Here is a 16,028-nt window from a genome sequence, read left to right on the forward strand (position 1 = left end):
CCCCCCAACGCTATTATAAATAGAGCATCCTGCATAAGGGTGCTCTTTTTTATTTGTTAATCTTCATTAACTATCGCTCGCCGCATTTTACTTTTTGCCCTCTCGGGTGTCAAACAAGTAACATAATAAACCTAACAATTGTTATAAACTTATGAAGAAAACTCTTTTATTAATGGCAGCTTTTGTGGCTGTATCGGCAAGTGCCCAAGTAACTGAAGACTTTAAGCCTGCAAGTACTAATCAGGAGGGAAAACAGTATCCCATGGTAAATTCACAGCGCATGGTTCGCGCTCAGATTTCGGCCCCCGAGGCTAACAGCGTTAAGCTCGACATCGGTGGTGTGAAGTACGAGATGAAGAAGGATGCTAACGGTGTGTGGACTGGTGAGTCGGCTCCACAGGACGAGGGCTTCCACTACTATCAGCTCAACATCGATGGTGCCTCAGTACCCGATCCAGGCAGCAAATACTATTACGGAGCCAGCCGTTGGGGTAGTGGTATCGATATCCCTGCCGCCGACGAGGATTTCTATACCGTCAAGAACGTGCCTCAGGGCTCTGTTAACGAGGTTTACTACTATTCATCAGTAACCCAGCAGATGCGTCACGGCTATATCTATCTGCCCGCCGAGTATTATGCCAACCCCACTAAGATGTTCCCAGTACTCTATCTGCAGCATGGTATGGGCGAGAACGAGACCGGTTGGGGTGCTCAGGGTAAGACAGGTATCATTATGGATAACCTCATTGCCGCCGGCAAGGCCGTGCCTTTCATCATCTTCATGGACAATGGTTTGAACGCCCGCAAGCCAGGCGAGCAGCCTCAGGGCTTTGGTGGCTTCCGTCCACAGGGTCCACGCCCAGCAGGCGGTCAGCGTCCACAGGGTGGAGCACGTCCAGCAGGCGGTCAGCGCCCCCGCATGAGCGGTGCCGACTTTGCTAAGATGGCCCGCCGCATGGGTGGTGCTTTCGAAGAGGTGCTCATTAAGGATATCATCCCTATGGTTGAGAAGAACTACCGTGTGATTGCCGATGCCGATCATCGCGCCATGGCAGGTTTGTCGATGGGTGGTATGCAGACCCACGGCATCACCCTCAACAATCCTAAGACCTTTGCTTACGTAGGTATCTTTAGTGGTGGTACCATTGGTGCCGACGAGCTCACCGACGTACCCGATTTCAAGGCAACCAACAAGGTGCTGTTTATGAGTGCCGGTGGTAAGGAGAAGGGTATGGCCGAAGGCGAGGGTAGCGTGATTAACGCCGCTGAGGGCCTGAAGAAGATTGGTATCAACGCCCACTCATACATCTCACCCGAGACCGCTCACGAGTGGCAGACTTGGCGCCGCAGCCTCTACCAGTTCGCCCAGTTGCTGTTTAAGTAATCCCCATAAAAAGTCGCAACAGATAAAAATTCTGTTGCGATTTTTTTTTATGTTACTGTGATACTGCGATTAACACATGGCACCAACCTTCCTGTAGATGGCTTTTGTGGTACCGTTGTCAACAAACTCATCTGTCTTTTCAATCAGATGGTCTTTCATCAGTCGGCTGATTTTTACACGGGCTACCGTGGGGTTCGAGATGGCAAAGCAAGTCATCACGTCGTCAACCGCAAACTCCTCGGGCAAACGGTTAAAACCGTCGTAGGTTTTCTGTCTTCTATGCGTGGTAGTTAAGGCATCACGCATCTGGTCGTCGAAATACTTCTCAGCCAAAGCCAGGAAGTAGTGCCGCTGACAGGCGTACTGTATGTTGACGATTAGCTCAGCCAACTTCCAATCTACCTCGTCGGTCTCAAACTCGCCGCAGTAGTAGGCACCATCCTGATGCATCTGCTCCCAGTGGCGTATCACGATGAATGGGGCGGCAAAGTTCAGTCCGTGGTAGGCACAACGCTTCAGCAGCATCTCCTCGGCTTTGCTGTTGTTCTCCTTGGCATCGGCCATGCGACGTGCCGTCCAGTCATACAGCTCATCCACAATCTTCTCTACACTCAGCACACCCTTCGTACGGTCCAGCTTCTCACCCCATTCCTTCAGGCGATGGTCGCTCTCACAGTCAACCACGCTTTCACGAGTCATCATTTCAAAGTTAGTGGGCGGCAATGGGATGCAGGTTAATCGTGTGGCCAGTCCGCTACCGAAGTTTCGCTCGTTAATCTTTGCTTTCAATGCCAGGGGCGTGCCAGTGTATATAAAGTTCCAGGTTACGGAGAAGTTCTCAATCACCGAGTCCATGTTCGAGTAAGCCTGGCCATCCTCCTCATTGTGGAAAGCTTTCAGCTCCAACGATTGCTTATCAATCCACGAGCCACCTTTCTGTATGCTCAGGGTGTTGTCCAACTCGGTGTCGAAGGTAAACATATGCAACTGCATGGGTTCGCCATCCACCTCTTCTACAGCGTTCACCATGTCCTGAATAAACTGGGCGTTACTGGTGCGGGCTGGGTGCACACGTACCACCACTTTAGGCTTCTTAGGCTTTTCCTTGTTGGCGCCTTTGGTTTTCATCTGTTCGCGATAGGCGTTGATGGCATCCTTGCCTATGCGATCGGCGGCGATAATCGGGGCTATCAGCAGTTTATACAAGCGCGTGGCAAAACTCTTACCGCTGGCAGGATCGCCAATCACCATCACCTCGCAGTTCAGGCGTCGCAGTTCTTCTGGTCGATGATAAAAGCGGTAGCGGCATCGCGTCATCAGTGTCATCATAAAACCGCCACTCACAAACAAGGCCGAGGCATACTGGTTGCGCTTCAATCCCTTGCAAATGTCGCGCAGTATCGGGAAGTCGTCAAACAGCCCCTCAATCTGCTCGCCCCAATCCCACAGCCATTGGTCGATATCGTGTTCAGATTGTTCAGACGGATTCTTATTACCCTCCAGCACACTCCTCATGGCTTTTGACAGACCTTTTGGTGTCTCCTTGCAGGCGCTCTCCACAATACTGCGCACCTCCTCTTCGCTTAGTCCCAGGCGTGGCATAATCTCCATCAGCAACTGTCGGTTGTTGTCGCAAATGGCCCTCAAACTCACCGCCAACTGGTACAGTTTCACATTCCTCTCGCCCTCCTGTGGCAGTCCTCCATTCTGCCGCCACCACTCATCAATAATCTCCGAATACGCAACCCCTTTGAATTGTTTTTGGCACGAATTACACGAATTATCACGAATTTTATTTTCTTCGCGTAAATTCGCGTAATTCGTGCCTAATTCATCCTCTCTCGTAGCCTGGCTACGACCGTCTCGATATAGAGCAGTATATCGCTCAGCAAATTCCTTGTTCTCATAGGTAAAAAGTTCTTTATCCAAATACAAAATGTCAGATTCTTTACAAATAAAACTCATTCTGCTAGCGTCCTTGCAACTCTCGTCAACCTCCACCCCAAGCACCTTGGCCATGGCATGCTGGTTGTCAATCAGGTTGCCTACTGCCACATCAGCTTTAAACACAACTTTCAGCCCTTTCCCGCTAGGCGTTATATACACCAAAAGTATTCTCCCAGCCGCGTCTTTATTTATAAAGCCGTGTTCATCCGTGCCTAATCTCCATTGGTCGAATACCTCACGAGGTTTTTCGACATGGTCGATGTCCATCACCACCAATCCCGTTAATTGCGTGGCACTCTGTTTGCGCCAGGCACCAGTTTTGCCCGCTTTCGATGTGGTTTCGCAAAACATAGCCTGGAAGATAAAGGCAGGCAACTTGCGTTTCAAGGCTGCATCGCCAGTTTCGCGGTACTTGTCAATGTTCTCGTTCCATCGGGTCGCCTTGACGAGGGCCCAAAACTGGGCCTCGTCTACAGGCAACGTAGGATTACTAAAGTTTTTCTGATAACAAAATCCCATAATTAGCAAAATTCTTTAAGTTCCAAATCAATCAGCGCATCGTTGGCCTCGGCTACATGCTGGTTAAAGATGGCTATGGTTTGCGCTGTTCCCAGATCCTGTGGTACGCTCACTCGCAGAATGTTGTTGCGAATACTCTGTTTAAGCGCTCCCCATGGTAGTTTCTTAATCAGCATGGGCTTAGTGCGCTGGTAGTAGCCGGGGTGATACTTGGCCAGGTTGTAGGGTTTGAACGTCAGTTGGTGCGTGTTCTTGTCGATAAACATGACGCCCTCAATGGTAAGGCCTCTCGATGCGCGGTTCATGACTGCAGTGATGTCCTGAATGTTGATAAATTTCTTTTTCATAAGTTAGTTAAAAATCAATATTATAAGTTTTATGTTCTTTTAGATAGTTCTTTCGCATCTCTTCGATCGGGGTGAGGGTGATGTTGTAACCTTGGGCTATCCACTTTTGTTCGTCCTGTGCTATCTCCATGGCATAGCGCAGATAGGGTTTGGTATGGATGTTGCCATATGGTGTTCCTGCGAACCTTAGAGCTTTGCTCATGCGCCATTTGTTGCAGTAGCCTTTCTCGTTGTTTCGGAACAGGGTACAGATGCGGTTGCCCTCACCATCGTACATTTTCCACTTACATGAGATACAGCCCTTCTTGACTGTTATTCCCCTTTTGTTCTTCTTTGCTTTCATGCAGCGCGTTCTTTAAATTAAACACTTGTGATTTCAGTTCGTTTACCTCTTTCTGCAGCTTGCGCTCCAGACTTCCATCGCCCATGGCCTTCAGTATCGCATCGCGTCCATACTTGGTGGTTGGACTCTTACGTCCCAATCCTACGTGAATGCAAACACCCTTAACCAGATCCAACGTGTTAAAGTATAAATACTCTTTCTCGTTTACTGTCAACGCATAGCCGTTGGGCTTGGTTTCAATCGTGATTTTTTCTTCAATCTTTCTCATACTTGTTCGTATTAATTTCTTTTTGACGATGCAAAGATAGATAGAAGTAAATACGTAGGGCGGCTGATGCGTCAGTGCGTCAGAATCGCGTCGAAAAATGCGTCGATGGGCGATAAATGGCGTCAGTTCTGCGTCAGAATCTGTTGCATCAGTATGTTCCAATAGGTGTCGCAAAGCTCGCTCCAAGGGTTCTGCTCCATATCGTAGTAGGCTTCCAGTCGGTCTTCGTAGGGCACGCATCGGCCAAAGTTGCTCAGTGTGCGTTCGCCAATCTGCAGTTCTTGGGGCCACCAGTCGCGGGTTAGATCCATCATCAGCTTGGTGAATCGGGTTTTGCTAATTCTGCCATTCACCCTGTCCTTGATTACCAGGTAGATGCCTATCCAGTCATTTTTCGAGTTGAATAGGTTGCGGCAATGGGATAGTAGTAAGTTCAGGCTGTTGGTTACCACCTGTTTCCGGCAGTCCAGGTTCATGGCTTTGTAGCGCTTTCTTGCCAGATCGGTGGGGCTGCTTTGGTTGCAGGTGGCGTTTTGTGCCATCTCTTTGGCTATGGGTATAGGCATCACGTGGTAAAAATCGCGTATCTCGTTTACCTTATATATATAATCGCCGATACCGTTGTTAAGGCCGTGAGCCATCAGCGAAAACAGATAGCCTTTAGCCGATTCGTAACTGCCTGCATTCTTAGCCATGCTAATCAGCAGGTTTTCGGGGATGGTAGCCCCGTCGTGCCAGATGTACTGCACTTCATTGTTGTTCTGTTTCATTGTTGTTAAAGTTTAAGAAACAGAATGGGCCCATGCCTGTCTCAGGTTTTTAATTATTGTTTTGCAATGCGGTCGCAAAAATATAGCATTCGGTCGATATGCGCAAATAAAATAACTGGTCATTTCAGCCCAGTGCCGATTTGACCAGAATAGTTGTGATAAATTCAAAAAAGTTAAGTGTTTTGGGACGTTTAAATGACTACTTCCTTAATCTGTTTGAATCTGATGTAGGCGTTTTTGTAGAGTTCGTATTTCTTGTATCCGTTATAGTTTGGGTTGGTATAAGTGCTATACTGCTCTTTTGATATCAGATTGCCACAGTTAAACACCGTTATAAAATCGTTGTAGCTTGGTTTTACAATCACCCCCGCATCCATCGCCGCCCGCAGTCCGCACATCAGCGCTTTCCTATCCTTTCTGCCTTTGGTAAGTTCGTAGAGCAACGATATAACCATACTGGCTTTACGTTGGTCGGTTAGTGCGCTGGTAAACAGTTGTGCTGCTAATATGGCATTTTCGTCGTAATCATGTTTCATCGCGTCGCATGTACCAAACTGCAGGTTGAGCGATTCTTCAAGTTGCTGGTTGATGATGGCACAAGCCGACATCAGGGCGAAGTTATCGGTTTGCTTGATGAGGTTGTAATCGGAGCCTATAAATAGTTGATGGCTCGACAGAGTTTGGTTAAGCCCCCTGCACAGTATCTTTACCACGTCTTCAACCCTATCAAATGCACGTTCGTTATCCTCAACATAGAAACAAGTACCTTCCTTTCTACTGACTATGACGATAACTGTAAATAGCCGGTCTTCCCAAGGCCGTTTCTTCCAGAATTCTTCGTCATCACTATCTACGTACCTATTTGCTAGTTTAAGCACGGCTATGCCATCCTTTGGCAGGTATATGTATTTGTGCGAATAGATGTGGTTGCCACTTTTGTCAGTGAATAGTAATTTCTTGGTTTGTCGTAGGAAGTCATCTCGCGTCACTGTCGCCAGGACTTCCTGTGGTTGAAACCCATCGGGCTGGGTGTACCATTTCTCGCTGCTTGCTATCCTGAATGGGCATATGTAATATTCCATATTGCAAAGGTATTGCAAAATTCTTAAATATACAAGATTTATGCGCAATTTTTGTTCTTATGTATCTGTTTCCACGCAGTATCACAGTAACATAAGGATACTGCGAGTAGGTTAGGCGGCGATAGGTGGTAATATATATAATTATAGTATTATAAATATTATATATATTTAATATATATAATATTCAATATAGCTAGTTTTTCTGCAGAATACGCAATTAGGTTATGTTACTGTGATACTGCGTGTCCGGAACGAGGCGGCACTTATCGTGTCGATTTCCGTTAGATCGTAAATCATGAAGTTACGGATGGTGTGGCACGAAGTGGTAGGTGATTTCTGTTAACACTGTTTAACTAAGTGGAGGCCTAAAAAGTTTGTAGATTACATTCTATAGTAGTACCTTTGCATCGTAAAACTTAATAATTAACCCATTTAAAACCTTTTACACATTATGGCAAAGATCTTTTATCTGTTAAAGCAAAACAACATCAAGAATTCGAAGATTTTCGGTAAGTGGTTTGCCCACAGCAAGACCGTCGAGACCCTGAACACTCGTAAGATGGCCAACCACATTGCCGAGCACGGCAGTATCTACACTCCCGACGTGGTGTTCGGAGTGCTGGAGAAGTTCCGTAGCTGTCTGTTGGAGATGCTCCTGAACTCTAAGCGCGTCAAGATCGATGGTCTGGGCATCTTCTTTACCACCTTGGAGAACGAGAAGGGTGGCGCCCAGAAGAAGGAGGAGTTCTTGCCCCAGAAGAACCTGAAGGCCCTCCACATCCGATTCCTGCCCGATCAGGAGGCCGAGACCAACATCTCCAGTCGTGAGTTTATCAAGAAGGCCGAGTTTGTAAATGCCGAGGTGTTGGCCGGTCAGTTGACCGAGGAGGATAAGCCTGGTACTACGGGTGGTAATACCGGTGGTGGCGGCTCGAGCAGTCAGGGCGGCAACACCGGCGGTAACACCGGTGGAGGTAACAATCCCGGAAGCGGAGGAAGCGACATGAATTAGTGGTTAGGGGCTACGGCCCCACCACTTTACCATGAAACACAAAGTATTAACCATATAACCTAAAACCATTATGAGTAAGAAAGAAACACTGAAGTTCATCGTCCAGATGATTGCATCCATCGCCACAGCCATCGTCACCGCCCTCGGCGCCACCAGCTGTGTTGCATCGTAGAGAACTCAACCCCCAAGTAACGAATCGCAATAGGCCAAAAACCTGTTGCGATTTTTTTGTGCTTTTTTGTTTATATTCCAGAAAAAGTTGTATCTTTGCAGCGATGTTTGAAGATGAAATAAAAGAATACGAGAGCATCCGAAAGGAGTATCAACAGAAGATTGCCGACAGGATGGGCAAGAAGCAGTGGATGGAATATAACGAGATTCTGTTCTCTGCGCATTCATGTGCTATCGAGGGAAACTCGTTTACGGTTGATGATACTCGTATTCTGCGTGAACAGGGCATGGCCATGATTCCTGTTGGTCGTTCATTGTTAGAGTGTACCGAAATGGCCGACCATTTCCGTGCATTCGACTATATGGTTGAAACCCTGGAGCATCCCTTTGATGAGACTCTACTGAAGGAGGTTAACCGTTTGGTAACCGAGCACACCATTGCTTATCGTGCTCAGGGTGCCATTGCAGGCGAATATACTACTGAGGATATGGCGGCAGGCGACACGGTATTTGGCGACCACGAAACGCTGATAGCACGTGTGCCTAGTTTGATGGAATCTACCCAAAAGGCTATCAACAATAATCAGCATCCGATGATAGTTGCAGCGAAGTTTCATGGCTATTACGAATATCTGCATCCTTTCCGTGATGGCAATGGACGTACAGGACGTTTGCTGTCGAACTTCATCTTGCTTCGTGCCGGTCATCCTTTGTTGATTGTGAAGCTTGAGGATCGTTCGGCCTACATCTCTGCATTAAAGAAAATCCGTACAGAGGGTACTGACGAGTTTTTGGTGTCGTTCTTTTTCCAGACCGCTATCAAGCGTATGAAAGACGAACTTGCCCAAAAACGCAAAAATAGCATCCCAACCATGTTTTTCTAAAAAGAATAAGGCTTATGGAACAGAAAAAAGTGACGCCGGAGCGGATAACGGAGCTTGGTGAGAACGAGGTGTTTGTGTTTGGTAGTAACCTGGCTGGGGCGCATGGTGGCGGGGCCGCCTTGTTGGCCTACCGTAAGTTTGGTGCTATCTGGGGGCAGGGCGTTGGTCTGCAAGGACAGAGCTACGGCATTCCCACCATGCACGGGGGCGTAGATGCCATCAAACCCTATGTGGATGAGTTCATTGAGTTTGCTAAAACCCGACCTGACCTGACGTTCCTGGTAACTCGTGTAGGTTGCGGTATCGCAGGTTTTACCAACGAGGAGATATCGCCCTTGTTTGCCAAAGCTCACGAAGTGGAGAACATCGTGCTGCCATCAGGGTGGTAGGACGTTTTATATAATAAAGGAGGAAAAGCTATGAACAGCGTGAAAGGACATATTGTTGACGTGGTGCGACGCGAGATTTTCGACGGCGAACTGGTTATCAATAACGGCATAATAGCTGAAGTGAAACGCTGCACACTGCCTGAACAGGAGAAGCCTTGGGGATACGTGATGCCGGGCTTTATAGATAGTCACGTGCATATTGAGAGTAGCATGATGGTGCCTCATAAGTTTGCGCGCATAGCGGTGAGTCATGGTACGATAGGTGTTGTGGCCGATCCGCATGAGATAGGCAACGTGCTGGGCATAAAAGGCATAGACTATATGATTCGCTCGGGAAAGGAGGCACGGTTCAACTTCTTGTTCGGTGCACCCAGTTGTGTGCCTGCCGTGGGTGGCGACATAGAAACGAGTGGTGCTGTGATAGATGCAAAGGATATCGAGGTGCTGATGGCCCGCGAGGATATAGGTTTTCTGGCGGAGATGATGAACTATCTAGGTGTGCTGGCGGGTGAAAAGGAGGTGATGCAGAAGATAGATGCAGCACGACGCCATGGCAAGCCTGTGGACGGACATGCACCTGGATTGACCGGTAGCCAGCGCAAGCAGTATGCCGATGCGGGTATTAGCACCGACCACGAGTGCTCTACGCTGGACGAGGGGCGTGCCTGCATAGATGCGGGTATGAAGGTGATTATACGCGAGGGTAGTGCCGCCAAGGATTATCAGGCTTTGAGCAAGTTGATAGCTGAGAGGCCAGATATGGTGATGTTGTGTACGGATGATTGTCACCCTGATGATTTTGTGCGTGGACATATCAACCAGATAGTGAAACGTGCCTTGGTAGATGGCTACGACTTGTGGGATGTGCTACAGGTGGCCTGCGTGAATGCCCAGAAGCATTACAACGTGAACTGGGGATTGCTACAGGTGGGCGATCCTGCCACGTTTATCACCATCGATAGATTGACACCTCACTTCCGCGTGGAGAGTACGGTGATACGCGGTGTAGAGGCGTTTAACTATAATGCCTGTCTGCTATCCAATCACAGCGATCTGGACGAACATATCCTGGATTTCGAATTTCCTAATGACTTCGTGGCTATGCCCATCACAGCCGAGGATATCGACATCGTCCTGAAGCCTGGCGATAATGTTCACATCATCCATACCTCGGATGGCAGTCTGCTAACGGAGCACGAGGAGGTGAAGTTGACGGGTAACCCGCTGTTTGACTCGCATTATCCTTGGACCGAGGTGCAGAAGATTGTGGTGTACAACCGTTATGTGCCTGGTGCCAAACCCATAGTAGGACTGGTGCGCGGTTTTGATGTTAAGGAGGGTGCCATAGCCAGTTCGGTGGCTCACGACTGTCATAACATCGTGGCTATCGGTTCGAGCGATGAGTACATCGTGCAGGCCGTTAACCGTATTGTAGAGATGCAGGGCGGACAGGTGGTGGTAAGCGCAGATGAGATGATGGACATACCTCTGCCTATAGCCGGCCTGATGGCACCGATGGGTGGACATGAGATAGCCTTCCGTACGCTGTGCATACAGGAGATGGTGAAGAAGATTGGATGCCAGATGAAGTCGCCATTTATCACGATGGCATTTATGTGTTTGCCTGTTATCCCCGACATCAAGATGACCGACAAGCACCTGATGGATACAAAGAATTTTAAAGCAATATATTAATGATGACAGATAAGGAATTAGACGAGAGAGTTAATCGTGCAGTAGATAATTTTATGCAAGGGTATGGCTGTTGCCAGAGTGTGGTGGCGGCATTTGCCGACCTGTATGGGCTTGACGATACCTTGGCAAAGAAGATTGCCGCTGGATTTGGCGGTGGCGTGGGACGCCTACGTATGATGTGCGGTGCCGTATCGGGAATTGTGATGCTGGTGGGGCTGGACTGTGGACAGACCGAAGGTAGCGACCGCGAGGGCAAATCGGCCTGCTATAAGGTGGTGCAGGATTTGCTGGCCAAATCGAAGGAGGAGAATGGAAGCTTGATTTGTGCGGAGATTCTCGGACTGAAAGGCTATGAGAAGGCGAACTCGAGTTATGTGGCTTCTGCCCGTACTGCCGAGTATTATAAGACCCGCCCATGCGCAGCTAAGGTGGAGAGTGCAGCAAGGATATTTGCTAATTATCTGAAGGCAAAAGGCTGCTGAGCAGTTTCTCAATAAGTCGGGGCTTGGCGTAATCGTCGAGCTCCGATTCTTTTATCCATATATAATCAGCAGGTAGCTTCGGGCGCTCATCTACTTCTAAAAGATAGAAGTCGGCATAGAGCACTCGGTGGGTAAGCACATGCTTCACATTCTTACGCAGTATCACAGTATCATGAGGGATTTGGGTTGGTGATTCTACCAGCCAGGGTTCCCACAACCCTTGCCAGATGTCGCCGGGACCACGGCGATGGATGGCGGTTTGACCATTGCACCGGATATAGACATAGGCCAGATGACGCTCGGTAACTTTGAGCGTTTTGAGTTTTACAGGGAGTTCGGCAACCGTACCTGAACGGAAGGCAACACACGACTCTACGAGCGGACAAAACATGCAGTTGGGCGATGCGGGGGTACACTGGATGGCACCGAAGTCCATGATGGCCTGATTGTATGCAGAGGCAGAGGCGGGGAGAAGCTCCTGGGCCAGCGCTGCAAACACCTTTTTGCCCTCGGTGGTGTTGATGGGAGTGTCGATGCCGAAGTGACGTGCGAGTACACGATAAACGTTGCCATCGACCACTGCGGCAGGGATGCCAAAGGCAAAGCTGGCAATGGCCGCGGCAGTGTAATCACCCACGCCTTTCAGCTTCTTGATATCCTCTAACGTATCGGGAAAATGCCCCATGGCCACAATCTGCTTGGCGGCAAAATGCAGGTTGCGGGCACGACTGTAGTAGCCCAGGCCCTGCCACTCGCGCAGCACCTCATCCTCGGTAGCCGACGCTAGCGCCTCTACAGTGGGCCAGCGGTGCATAAAGCGGGTCCAGTAATCCCAGCCCTGCTTTACCTGCGTTTGCTGTAGGATGATTTCGGAGAGCCATATGGCGTATGGATCGTGAGTTTGCCGCCAGGGCAAATCACGACCATATTCCTTGTACCAATTAAGTAGTGTAGTAGAAAAATCCGCGTTCATTTACATCACACCTTGGTCGCCAAGATACGAATCCTTGAATCCTAAGAAGTAGAGTACGCCATCAAGACCGATGGTGTTAATGCTCTGTTCGGCATTGGCCACCACACGGGGCTTGGCGTGGAAAGCGATACCCAGACCGGCCTCTGAGATCATAGGCAGGTCGTTGGCACCATCGCCCACGGCAATGGTCTGTGCCAGGTTCACCTTCTCAACCTGGGCAATCAACTTCAGCAGTTCGGCCTTACGATGACCGTCTACTATCTCGCCCACATAACGACCTGTGAGCTTGCCATCGGGGCCAATCTCCAGTTCGTTGGCATATACATAATCGATGCCATAACGGCGCTGTAAGTATTCGCCAAAGTAAGTGAATCCTCCGGATAGGATGGCAATCTTATAACCATAACGCTTCAGGGTGGTCATCAGGCGATCTACACCCTCGGTGATAGGCAGTTTCTCGGCTATCTCCTGCATCACGCTCACATCAAGCCCCTTGAGCAGACTGACACGACGGGTGAAACTCTCCTTAAAGTCGATCTCGCCACGCATGGCGCTCTCGGTGATGGCGCGTACCTGGGCACCAACGCCATTGCGCTCGGCCAGCTCGTCGATACACTCGGTCTGAATCAGCGTAGAGTCCATATCGAAACAAATCAGACGGCGCATGCGGCGGAACATATCATCGAGCTGGAACGAGAAGTCGATCTCCATCTCGCTCGACAGTTTCATCAGTTTCGACTGCATTTCCTGACGGTCCTTGGGCTCGCCACGTAGCGAGAACTCGATACAGGCACGGGTGTGCTTGGCGGGGTTCTTGATGCTCTTACGACCGGTAAGACGGATAATTGAGTCGATATTCAATCCCTGCTCGGCAATCACCGAGGTAGCGGCCTCAATCTGACGTGCCTCTAACTGGCGACCCATCACGGTGAGAATATAACGGTTCTTACCCTGATGGCCAACCCAGTCCTCATACTCATTGTCGCCAATGGGTGAGAAACCTATCTGCACACCCAGCTCGGTGGCCTTGAAGAGCAACTCCTTCATTACCTGACCTGAGTTGGTCTCGTCCATACGGATGAGGATACCCAGCGACAGGGTAGAGTGGATATCGGCCTGGCCGATGTCGAGAATCTGTGCATCGTATTTTGCGAGGATGCCCATTACTGAGGCGGTAAGGCCTGGGCGATCCTGACCTGTAATTCTAACTAGTATCTGTTCCTTCTTCATGATAATCGTTAATCTTTTAATGTTTAATCTTTAATCTTTAATGTTTAATCACTTGCACATCGCTGTGCATACTTTATCCTGAAAGTAACGTCCTTGATCGTTCTTCATGACTCCTTGATTAATGATGGCAAATGCCAACACATGGTTGTTGGTGGCTACGGCATAGCCAGCCAACGACGATATACCGGTGAGGGTACCCGTTTTGGCACGCACACTGATTTGTGCAGGGGTATCCTTCATGCGTTTCTTCAGTGTGCCATCCTCGCCCGCTACTGGTAGCGACACGTACAGGTAGCGATAGATGCTGGGGTGGCGATAGGCATAAACCAGCAGTTTGGTGAGCAACTCGGGGGTTACATAGTTGTAAAGCGAGAGTCCGCTACCATCGGCTATCTTATAGTGTGAACCTGTGATGCCGGCCTTATGCAGGGTGCGCTTGATGGCATTGCGGGCGTGCGACGACTTGGCTGGGCGCGCACCTGTGGCGGCACCAATCTGATAGAATACCGACTCGGCATAAAGGTTGTTGCTATCCTTCATCATCGGTATGAGCACATCCTCTAATGAGTGACTACGCTGGCACAGCAGAACGGCATCCTTGGGCAGGGCTGCATATTCGGCGGGACCATCGGGGAAAATACTGTCCTTATCGAGCTGTTGAGCCAGTTGACTGATGAAATCGTCCTTGCCATTGATGAGCAGCGAGGTGAGCGATGGATTGTCATCATCCCAGCACCATCCTTCGCCAAGCAGGTCCTCGTCCTTAAAGGTATTTACTGCTACCAGTTTGCCTTTCAATGTATGGATGCCTAATGCCTTAACGCTGGCCGAAAAGGCCTGCATATCAGTTGAGTCGAACAGAGGATCCATACTGCCTACACAATACAGATCGCCTACCAGCACACTGTCGACCACCTCGCCTGTGTAATAAAGTGAGGTGCGAAACTTGTGCTTGATGCCTAACTGATCGAGTGCGGTAATGGCCGTGAGCAGCTTCATGGTTGAGGCTGGGCGCAGTATCTGTTTGGCACCGTAGGTGTAAAGGGTTGAATCGGCAGTGATATCGTACACCATCAGGCCCAGTTGGGTATAGTCGAACATGCGGTCGCTGGTAAGCGTGTCTAGCCGGGCCTGCAGGTTCTGTGGCCAGGGCAGTTCAACGATGGTATCTGTGGCACAGGTATCTACTACGAGTGTGTCGGCCGTCTGCGCCTGCAAACTGCCTACCGTACCTGCCAATAAGAGTGAAAAAATCCAATTCCTTATATTCTGCTTCATTTTAAATTTCTACCTAATCAATTGCGCTGGTATGTTGATACCAGTTTGCGTATCGCTTTATCCAGCGATTCAGAGGGTTCTATAATATTGTAGTTGCTCCAGTATTCTGGATCCATAAAGTATTCTACCTTGTCGTAATAGGCATCGTGCGAGTCGAACGAGTTGCGACTGACGATGGGCTGTACACCTTCGGACTGGCTATCGGTAACGGCCATCTCGCAGGTGGCGGTAAACGATGTGCTGAACAGACGTTTCTTCCAGTCGCAGTTAAACTTAAAGGTGTTACGCAGATAGCTGATGCGTGTAACACCGTCGGTATAGCGATAATCGACTACACACGACAGCTCGCGTGGCTTGAATTTTACACCGAACGGCTTGCGTACCAGCATGGTACGGGTGGCTTTCTCCTTATCGCTCATGTCGAGACTGAGCTCGATGCGGGTAAATGCCAGGCGCTCGTTGTCGATATACAGTTTGCCGTGATACAGCGCATACTCCCTGCTGAAGAGAGGCTCAATCAGAACCACCATCTGCAGGCGGTCGTTAATCATCTCGGGTGTGCCCCAACTGTAGCTGTAGGCATCCATCTCCTCCTGGTTGAGCAGTAACTCGGTGTTTTTAACTACATCGAGCTGTACTGGCAGTACCGGTCCGCCCATAACCTTTAGGCCCAGGGTGTCGCCCTGTTTCTGACTGAGCAGTCGGCGACCTTTGATGATAGCCACTCTGTCGCGACCTACACCGCGTGTGTAGCTGGTTTTGTACATGTCCTCCACACCTTCGGCCACATAGATGAAGTGCTTGCGCTTCATGGCTGTTTCGCGATAGAACGCCTTGAGCAGCTCGGGCTGGCGACTGTAGTTCTCGGGAATCTTCTTGATGGCGATCTCTACAATGTCGCGTGGATTACCAGTACGTATCACCACCTCGCGCAGTTGTATGGTGGTGGGTTGAAGTTTTATCTTCAGGTTCTCGGTCTCGCCTGTGCGCAATGTCACCTTCTTGGTTTTGTAACCTAAGTGCGATACCGTGATGTTTGCGGGCTTATCGCCCAGTTTTAGAAGGAAGGCACCATCCTCGTTTGTGACCACAGAGATGCGGCCTGCTGAAACACTCACCTGAGGCAATGGGCGCCCCGATTTCTCGTCGATAACGGTTCCACCTACGGTAGTCTGTTGTGCCAGTGCCACCATCGGAACCATCAGCATGATTATAAGCGCTAGTTGTTTCATTGTTGTAAATATTGAGGATTAT

General features: G+C 49.4%; 17 protein-coding genes. 7 read left to right on the forward strand and 10 right to left on the reverse strand.

Annotated elements, in window-relative coordinates; translation table 11 throughout:
* Positions 1-151: 151 nt before the first annotated feature.
* The gene (locus T500_RS0103650; protein ID WP_028906977.1) at positions 152-1,384 is read left to right on the forward strand and encodes an alpha/beta hydrolase; all 1,233 of its coding nucleotides are present in this window, start codon (positions 152-154) and stop codon (positions 1,382-1,384) included.
* Between the two features lie 69 nt (positions 1,385-1,453).
* Here T500_RS0103650 and T500_RS0103655 read toward each other — a convergent pair whose 3' ends face one another.
* The 6 genes from T500_RS0103655 to T500_RS0103680 form a co-directional block, all read right to left on the reverse strand.
* Positions 1,454-3,850, reverse strand: coding sequence for a BT4734/BF3469 family protein (locus T500_RS0103655; protein WP_028906978.1), 2,397 nt, complete (start codon positions 3,848-3,850; stop codon positions 1,454-1,456).
* A 2-nt stretch (positions 3,851-3,852) separates the two neighbouring features.
* Positions 3,853-4,197: a hypothetical protein gene (locus T500_RS0103660; RefSeq protein WP_028906979.1), complete on the reverse strand. Its 345-nt coding sequence runs from the start codon at positions 4,195-4,197 to the stop codon at positions 3,853-3,855.
* Positions 4,198-4,204: 7 nt separating this feature from the next.
* Positions 4,205-4,540 carry a hypothetical protein gene (locus T500_RS0103665; protein WP_155267418.1) on the reverse strand — a complete coding sequence of 112 codons (336 nt, stop codon included), beginning with the start codon at positions 4,538-4,540 and terminating at the stop codon, positions 4,205-4,207.
* Positions 4,482-4,808, reverse strand: a complete 327-nt coding sequence (locus T500_RS0103670) for a hypothetical protein (RefSeq protein ID WP_028906981.1) — start codon at positions 4,806-4,808, stop codon at positions 4,482-4,484. The genes T500_RS0103665 and T500_RS0103670 overlap by 59 nt, the downstream gene beginning before the upstream one ends.
* A 122-nt stretch (positions 4,809-4,930) precedes the next feature.
* Entirely contained in the window at positions 4,931-5,578 is a 648-nt protein-coding gene (locus T500_RS0103675; RefSeq protein ID WP_028906982.1) for a hypothetical protein, read from the reverse strand.
* Between the two features lie 191 nt (positions 5,579-5,769).
* Entirely contained in the window at positions 5,770-6,660 is an 891-nt protein-coding gene (locus tag T500_RS0103680; RefSeq protein ID WP_028906983.1) for a hypothetical protein, read from the reverse strand.
* 451 nt (positions 6,661-7,111) lie between these two features.
* On the opposite strand from T500_RS0103680, the gene T500_RS16275 reads away from it, so the two are divergent.
* The 6 genes from T500_RS16275 (at position 7,112) to T500_RS0103705 (ending at position 11,293) form a co-directional block, all read left to right on the forward strand.
* Positions 7,112-7,672, forward strand: coding sequence for a hypothetical protein (locus tag T500_RS16275; RefSeq protein WP_051611856.1), 561 nt, complete (start codon positions 7,112-7,114; stop codon positions 7,670-7,672).
* Positions 7,673-7,742: 70 nt separating this feature from the next.
* Entirely contained in the window at positions 7,743-7,844 is a 102-nt protein-coding gene (locus tag T500_RS16820; protein ID WP_155267419.1) for a smalltalk protein, read from the forward strand.
* A 103-nt stretch (positions 7,845-7,947) separates the two neighbouring features.
* Complete coding sequence (locus T500_RS0103690) at positions 7,948-8,727, forward strand: Fic family protein (RefSeq protein WP_028906984.1); 780 nt, start codon at positions 7,948-7,950, stop codon at positions 8,725-8,727.
* Between the two features lie 14 nt (positions 8,728-8,741).
* A complete protein-coding gene (locus T500_RS0103695) occupies positions 8,742-9,116 on the forward strand; it encodes a hypothetical protein (RefSeq protein ID WP_036908357.1) in 375 nt (124 codons plus the stop codon).
* A gap of 30 nt (positions 9,117-9,146) precedes the next feature.
* Positions 9,147-10,811 carry an adenine deaminase gene (gene ade / locus T500_RS0103700; protein ID WP_028906986.1) on the forward strand — a complete coding sequence of 555 codons (1,665 nt, stop codon included), beginning with the start codon at positions 9,147-9,149 and terminating at the stop codon, positions 10,809-10,811.
* Between the two features lie 2 nt (positions 10,812-10,813).
* Positions 10,814-11,293 carry a C-GCAxxG-C-C family protein gene (locus T500_RS0103705; protein WP_028906987.1) on the forward strand — a complete coding sequence of 160 codons (480 nt, stop codon included), beginning with the start codon at positions 10,814-10,816 and terminating at the stop codon, positions 11,291-11,293.
* Here T500_RS0103705 and mutY read toward each other — a convergent pair.
* The 4 genes from mutY to T500_RS0103725 are packed head-to-tail and all read right to left on the reverse strand — an operon-like array spanning position 11,265 to position 16,006.
* On the reverse strand, positions 11,265-12,266 hold the full coding sequence (gene mutY, locus T500_RS0103710) for an A/G-specific adenine glycosylase (RefSeq protein WP_028906988.1): 1,002 nt from the start codon (positions 12,264-12,266) through the stop codon (positions 11,265-11,267). The two genes, T500_RS0103705 and mutY, sit on opposite strands and share 29 nt — an antisense overlap.
* A complete protein-coding gene (gene serB, locus T500_RS0103715; RefSeq protein ID WP_036908359.1) occupies positions 12,267-13,496 on the reverse strand; it encodes a phosphoserine phosphatase SerB in 1,230 nt (409 codons plus the stop codon). It abuts the gene before it with no gap.
* Positions 13,497-13,544: 48 nt separating this feature from the next.
* On the reverse strand, positions 13,545-14,774 hold the full coding sequence (gene dacB, locus T500_RS0103720) for a D-alanyl-D-alanine carboxypeptidase/D-alanyl-D-alanine-endopeptidase (RefSeq protein WP_028906990.1): 1,230 nt from the start codon (positions 14,772-14,774) through the stop codon (positions 13,545-13,547).
* Between the two features lie 17 nt (positions 14,775-14,791).
* Positions 14,792-16,006 carry a carboxypeptidase-like regulatory domain-containing protein gene (locus tag T500_RS0103725; RefSeq protein ID WP_028906991.1) on the reverse strand — a complete coding sequence of 405 codons (1,215 nt, stop codon included), beginning with the start codon at positions 16,004-16,006 and terminating at the stop codon, positions 14,792-14,794.
* Positions 16,007-16,028 lie beyond the last annotated feature (22 nt).

This window comes from Xylanibacter ruminicola Ga6B6, from assembly GCF_000687715.1.
Classification (GTDB): domain Bacteria; phylum Bacteroidota; class Bacteroidia; order Bacteroidales; family Bacteroidaceae; genus Prevotella; species Prevotella ruminicola_B.

Coding starts and splice junctions, on each gene's coding strand:
- T500_RS0103650 (WP_028906977.1), top strand. CDS start 152: ATGAAGAAAACTCTTTTATTAATGGCAGCTTTTGTGGCTGTATCGGCA.
- T500_RS0103655 (WP_028906978.1), bottom strand. CDS start 3,850: ATGGGATTTTGTTATCAGAAAAACTTTAGTAATCCTACGTTGCCTGTA.
- T500_RS0103660 (WP_028906979.1), bottom strand. CDS start 4,197: ATGAAAAAGAAATTTATCAACATTCAGGACATCACTGCAGTCATGAAC.
- T500_RS0103665 (WP_155267418.1), bottom strand. CDS start 4,540: ATGAAAGCAAAGAAGAACAAAAGGGGAATAACAGTCAAGAAGGGCTGT.
- T500_RS0103670 (WP_028906981.1), bottom strand. CDS start 4,808: ATGAGAAAGATTGAAGAAAAAATCACGATTGAAACCAAGCCCAACGGC.
- T500_RS0103675 (WP_028906982.1), bottom strand. CDS start 5,578: ATGAAACAGAACAACAATGAAGTGCAGTACATCTGGCACGACGGGGCT.
- T500_RS0103680 (WP_028906983.1), bottom strand. CDS start 6,660: ATGGAATATTACATATGCCCATTCAGGATAGCAAGCAGCGAGAAATGG.
- T500_RS16275 (WP_051611856.1), top strand. CDS start 7,112: ATGGCAAAGATCTTTTATCTGTTAAAGCAAAACAACATCAAGAATTCG.
- T500_RS16820 (WP_155267419.1), top strand. CDS start 7,743: ATGAGTAAGAAAGAAACACTGAAGTTCATCGTCCAGATGATTGCATCC.
- T500_RS0103690 (WP_028906984.1), top strand. CDS start 7,948: ATGTTTGAAGATGAAATAAAAGAATACGAGAGCATCCGAAAGGAGTAT.
- T500_RS0103695 (WP_036908357.1), top strand. CDS start 8,742: ATGGAACAGAAAAAAGTGACGCCGGAGCGGATAACGGAGCTTGGTGAG.
- ade (WP_028906986.1), top strand. CDS start 9,147: ATGAACAGCGTGAAAGGACATATTGTTGACGTGGTGCGACGCGAGATT.
- T500_RS0103705 (WP_028906987.1), top strand. CDS start 10,814: ATGACAGATAAGGAATTAGACGAGAGAGTTAATCGTGCAGTAGATAAT.
- mutY (WP_028906988.1), bottom strand. CDS start 12,266: ATGAACGCGGATTTTTCTACTACACTACTTAATTGGTACAAGGAATAT.
- serB (WP_036908359.1), bottom strand. CDS start 13,496: ATGAAGAAGGAACAGATACTAGTTAGAATTACAGGTCAGGATCGCCCA.
- dacB (WP_028906990.1), bottom strand. CDS start 14,774: ATGAAGCAGAATATAAGGAATTGGATTTTTTCACTCTTATTGGCAGGT.
- T500_RS0103725 (WP_028906991.1), bottom strand. CDS start 16,006: ATGAAACAACTAGCGCTTATAATCATGCTGATGGTTCCGATGGTGGCA.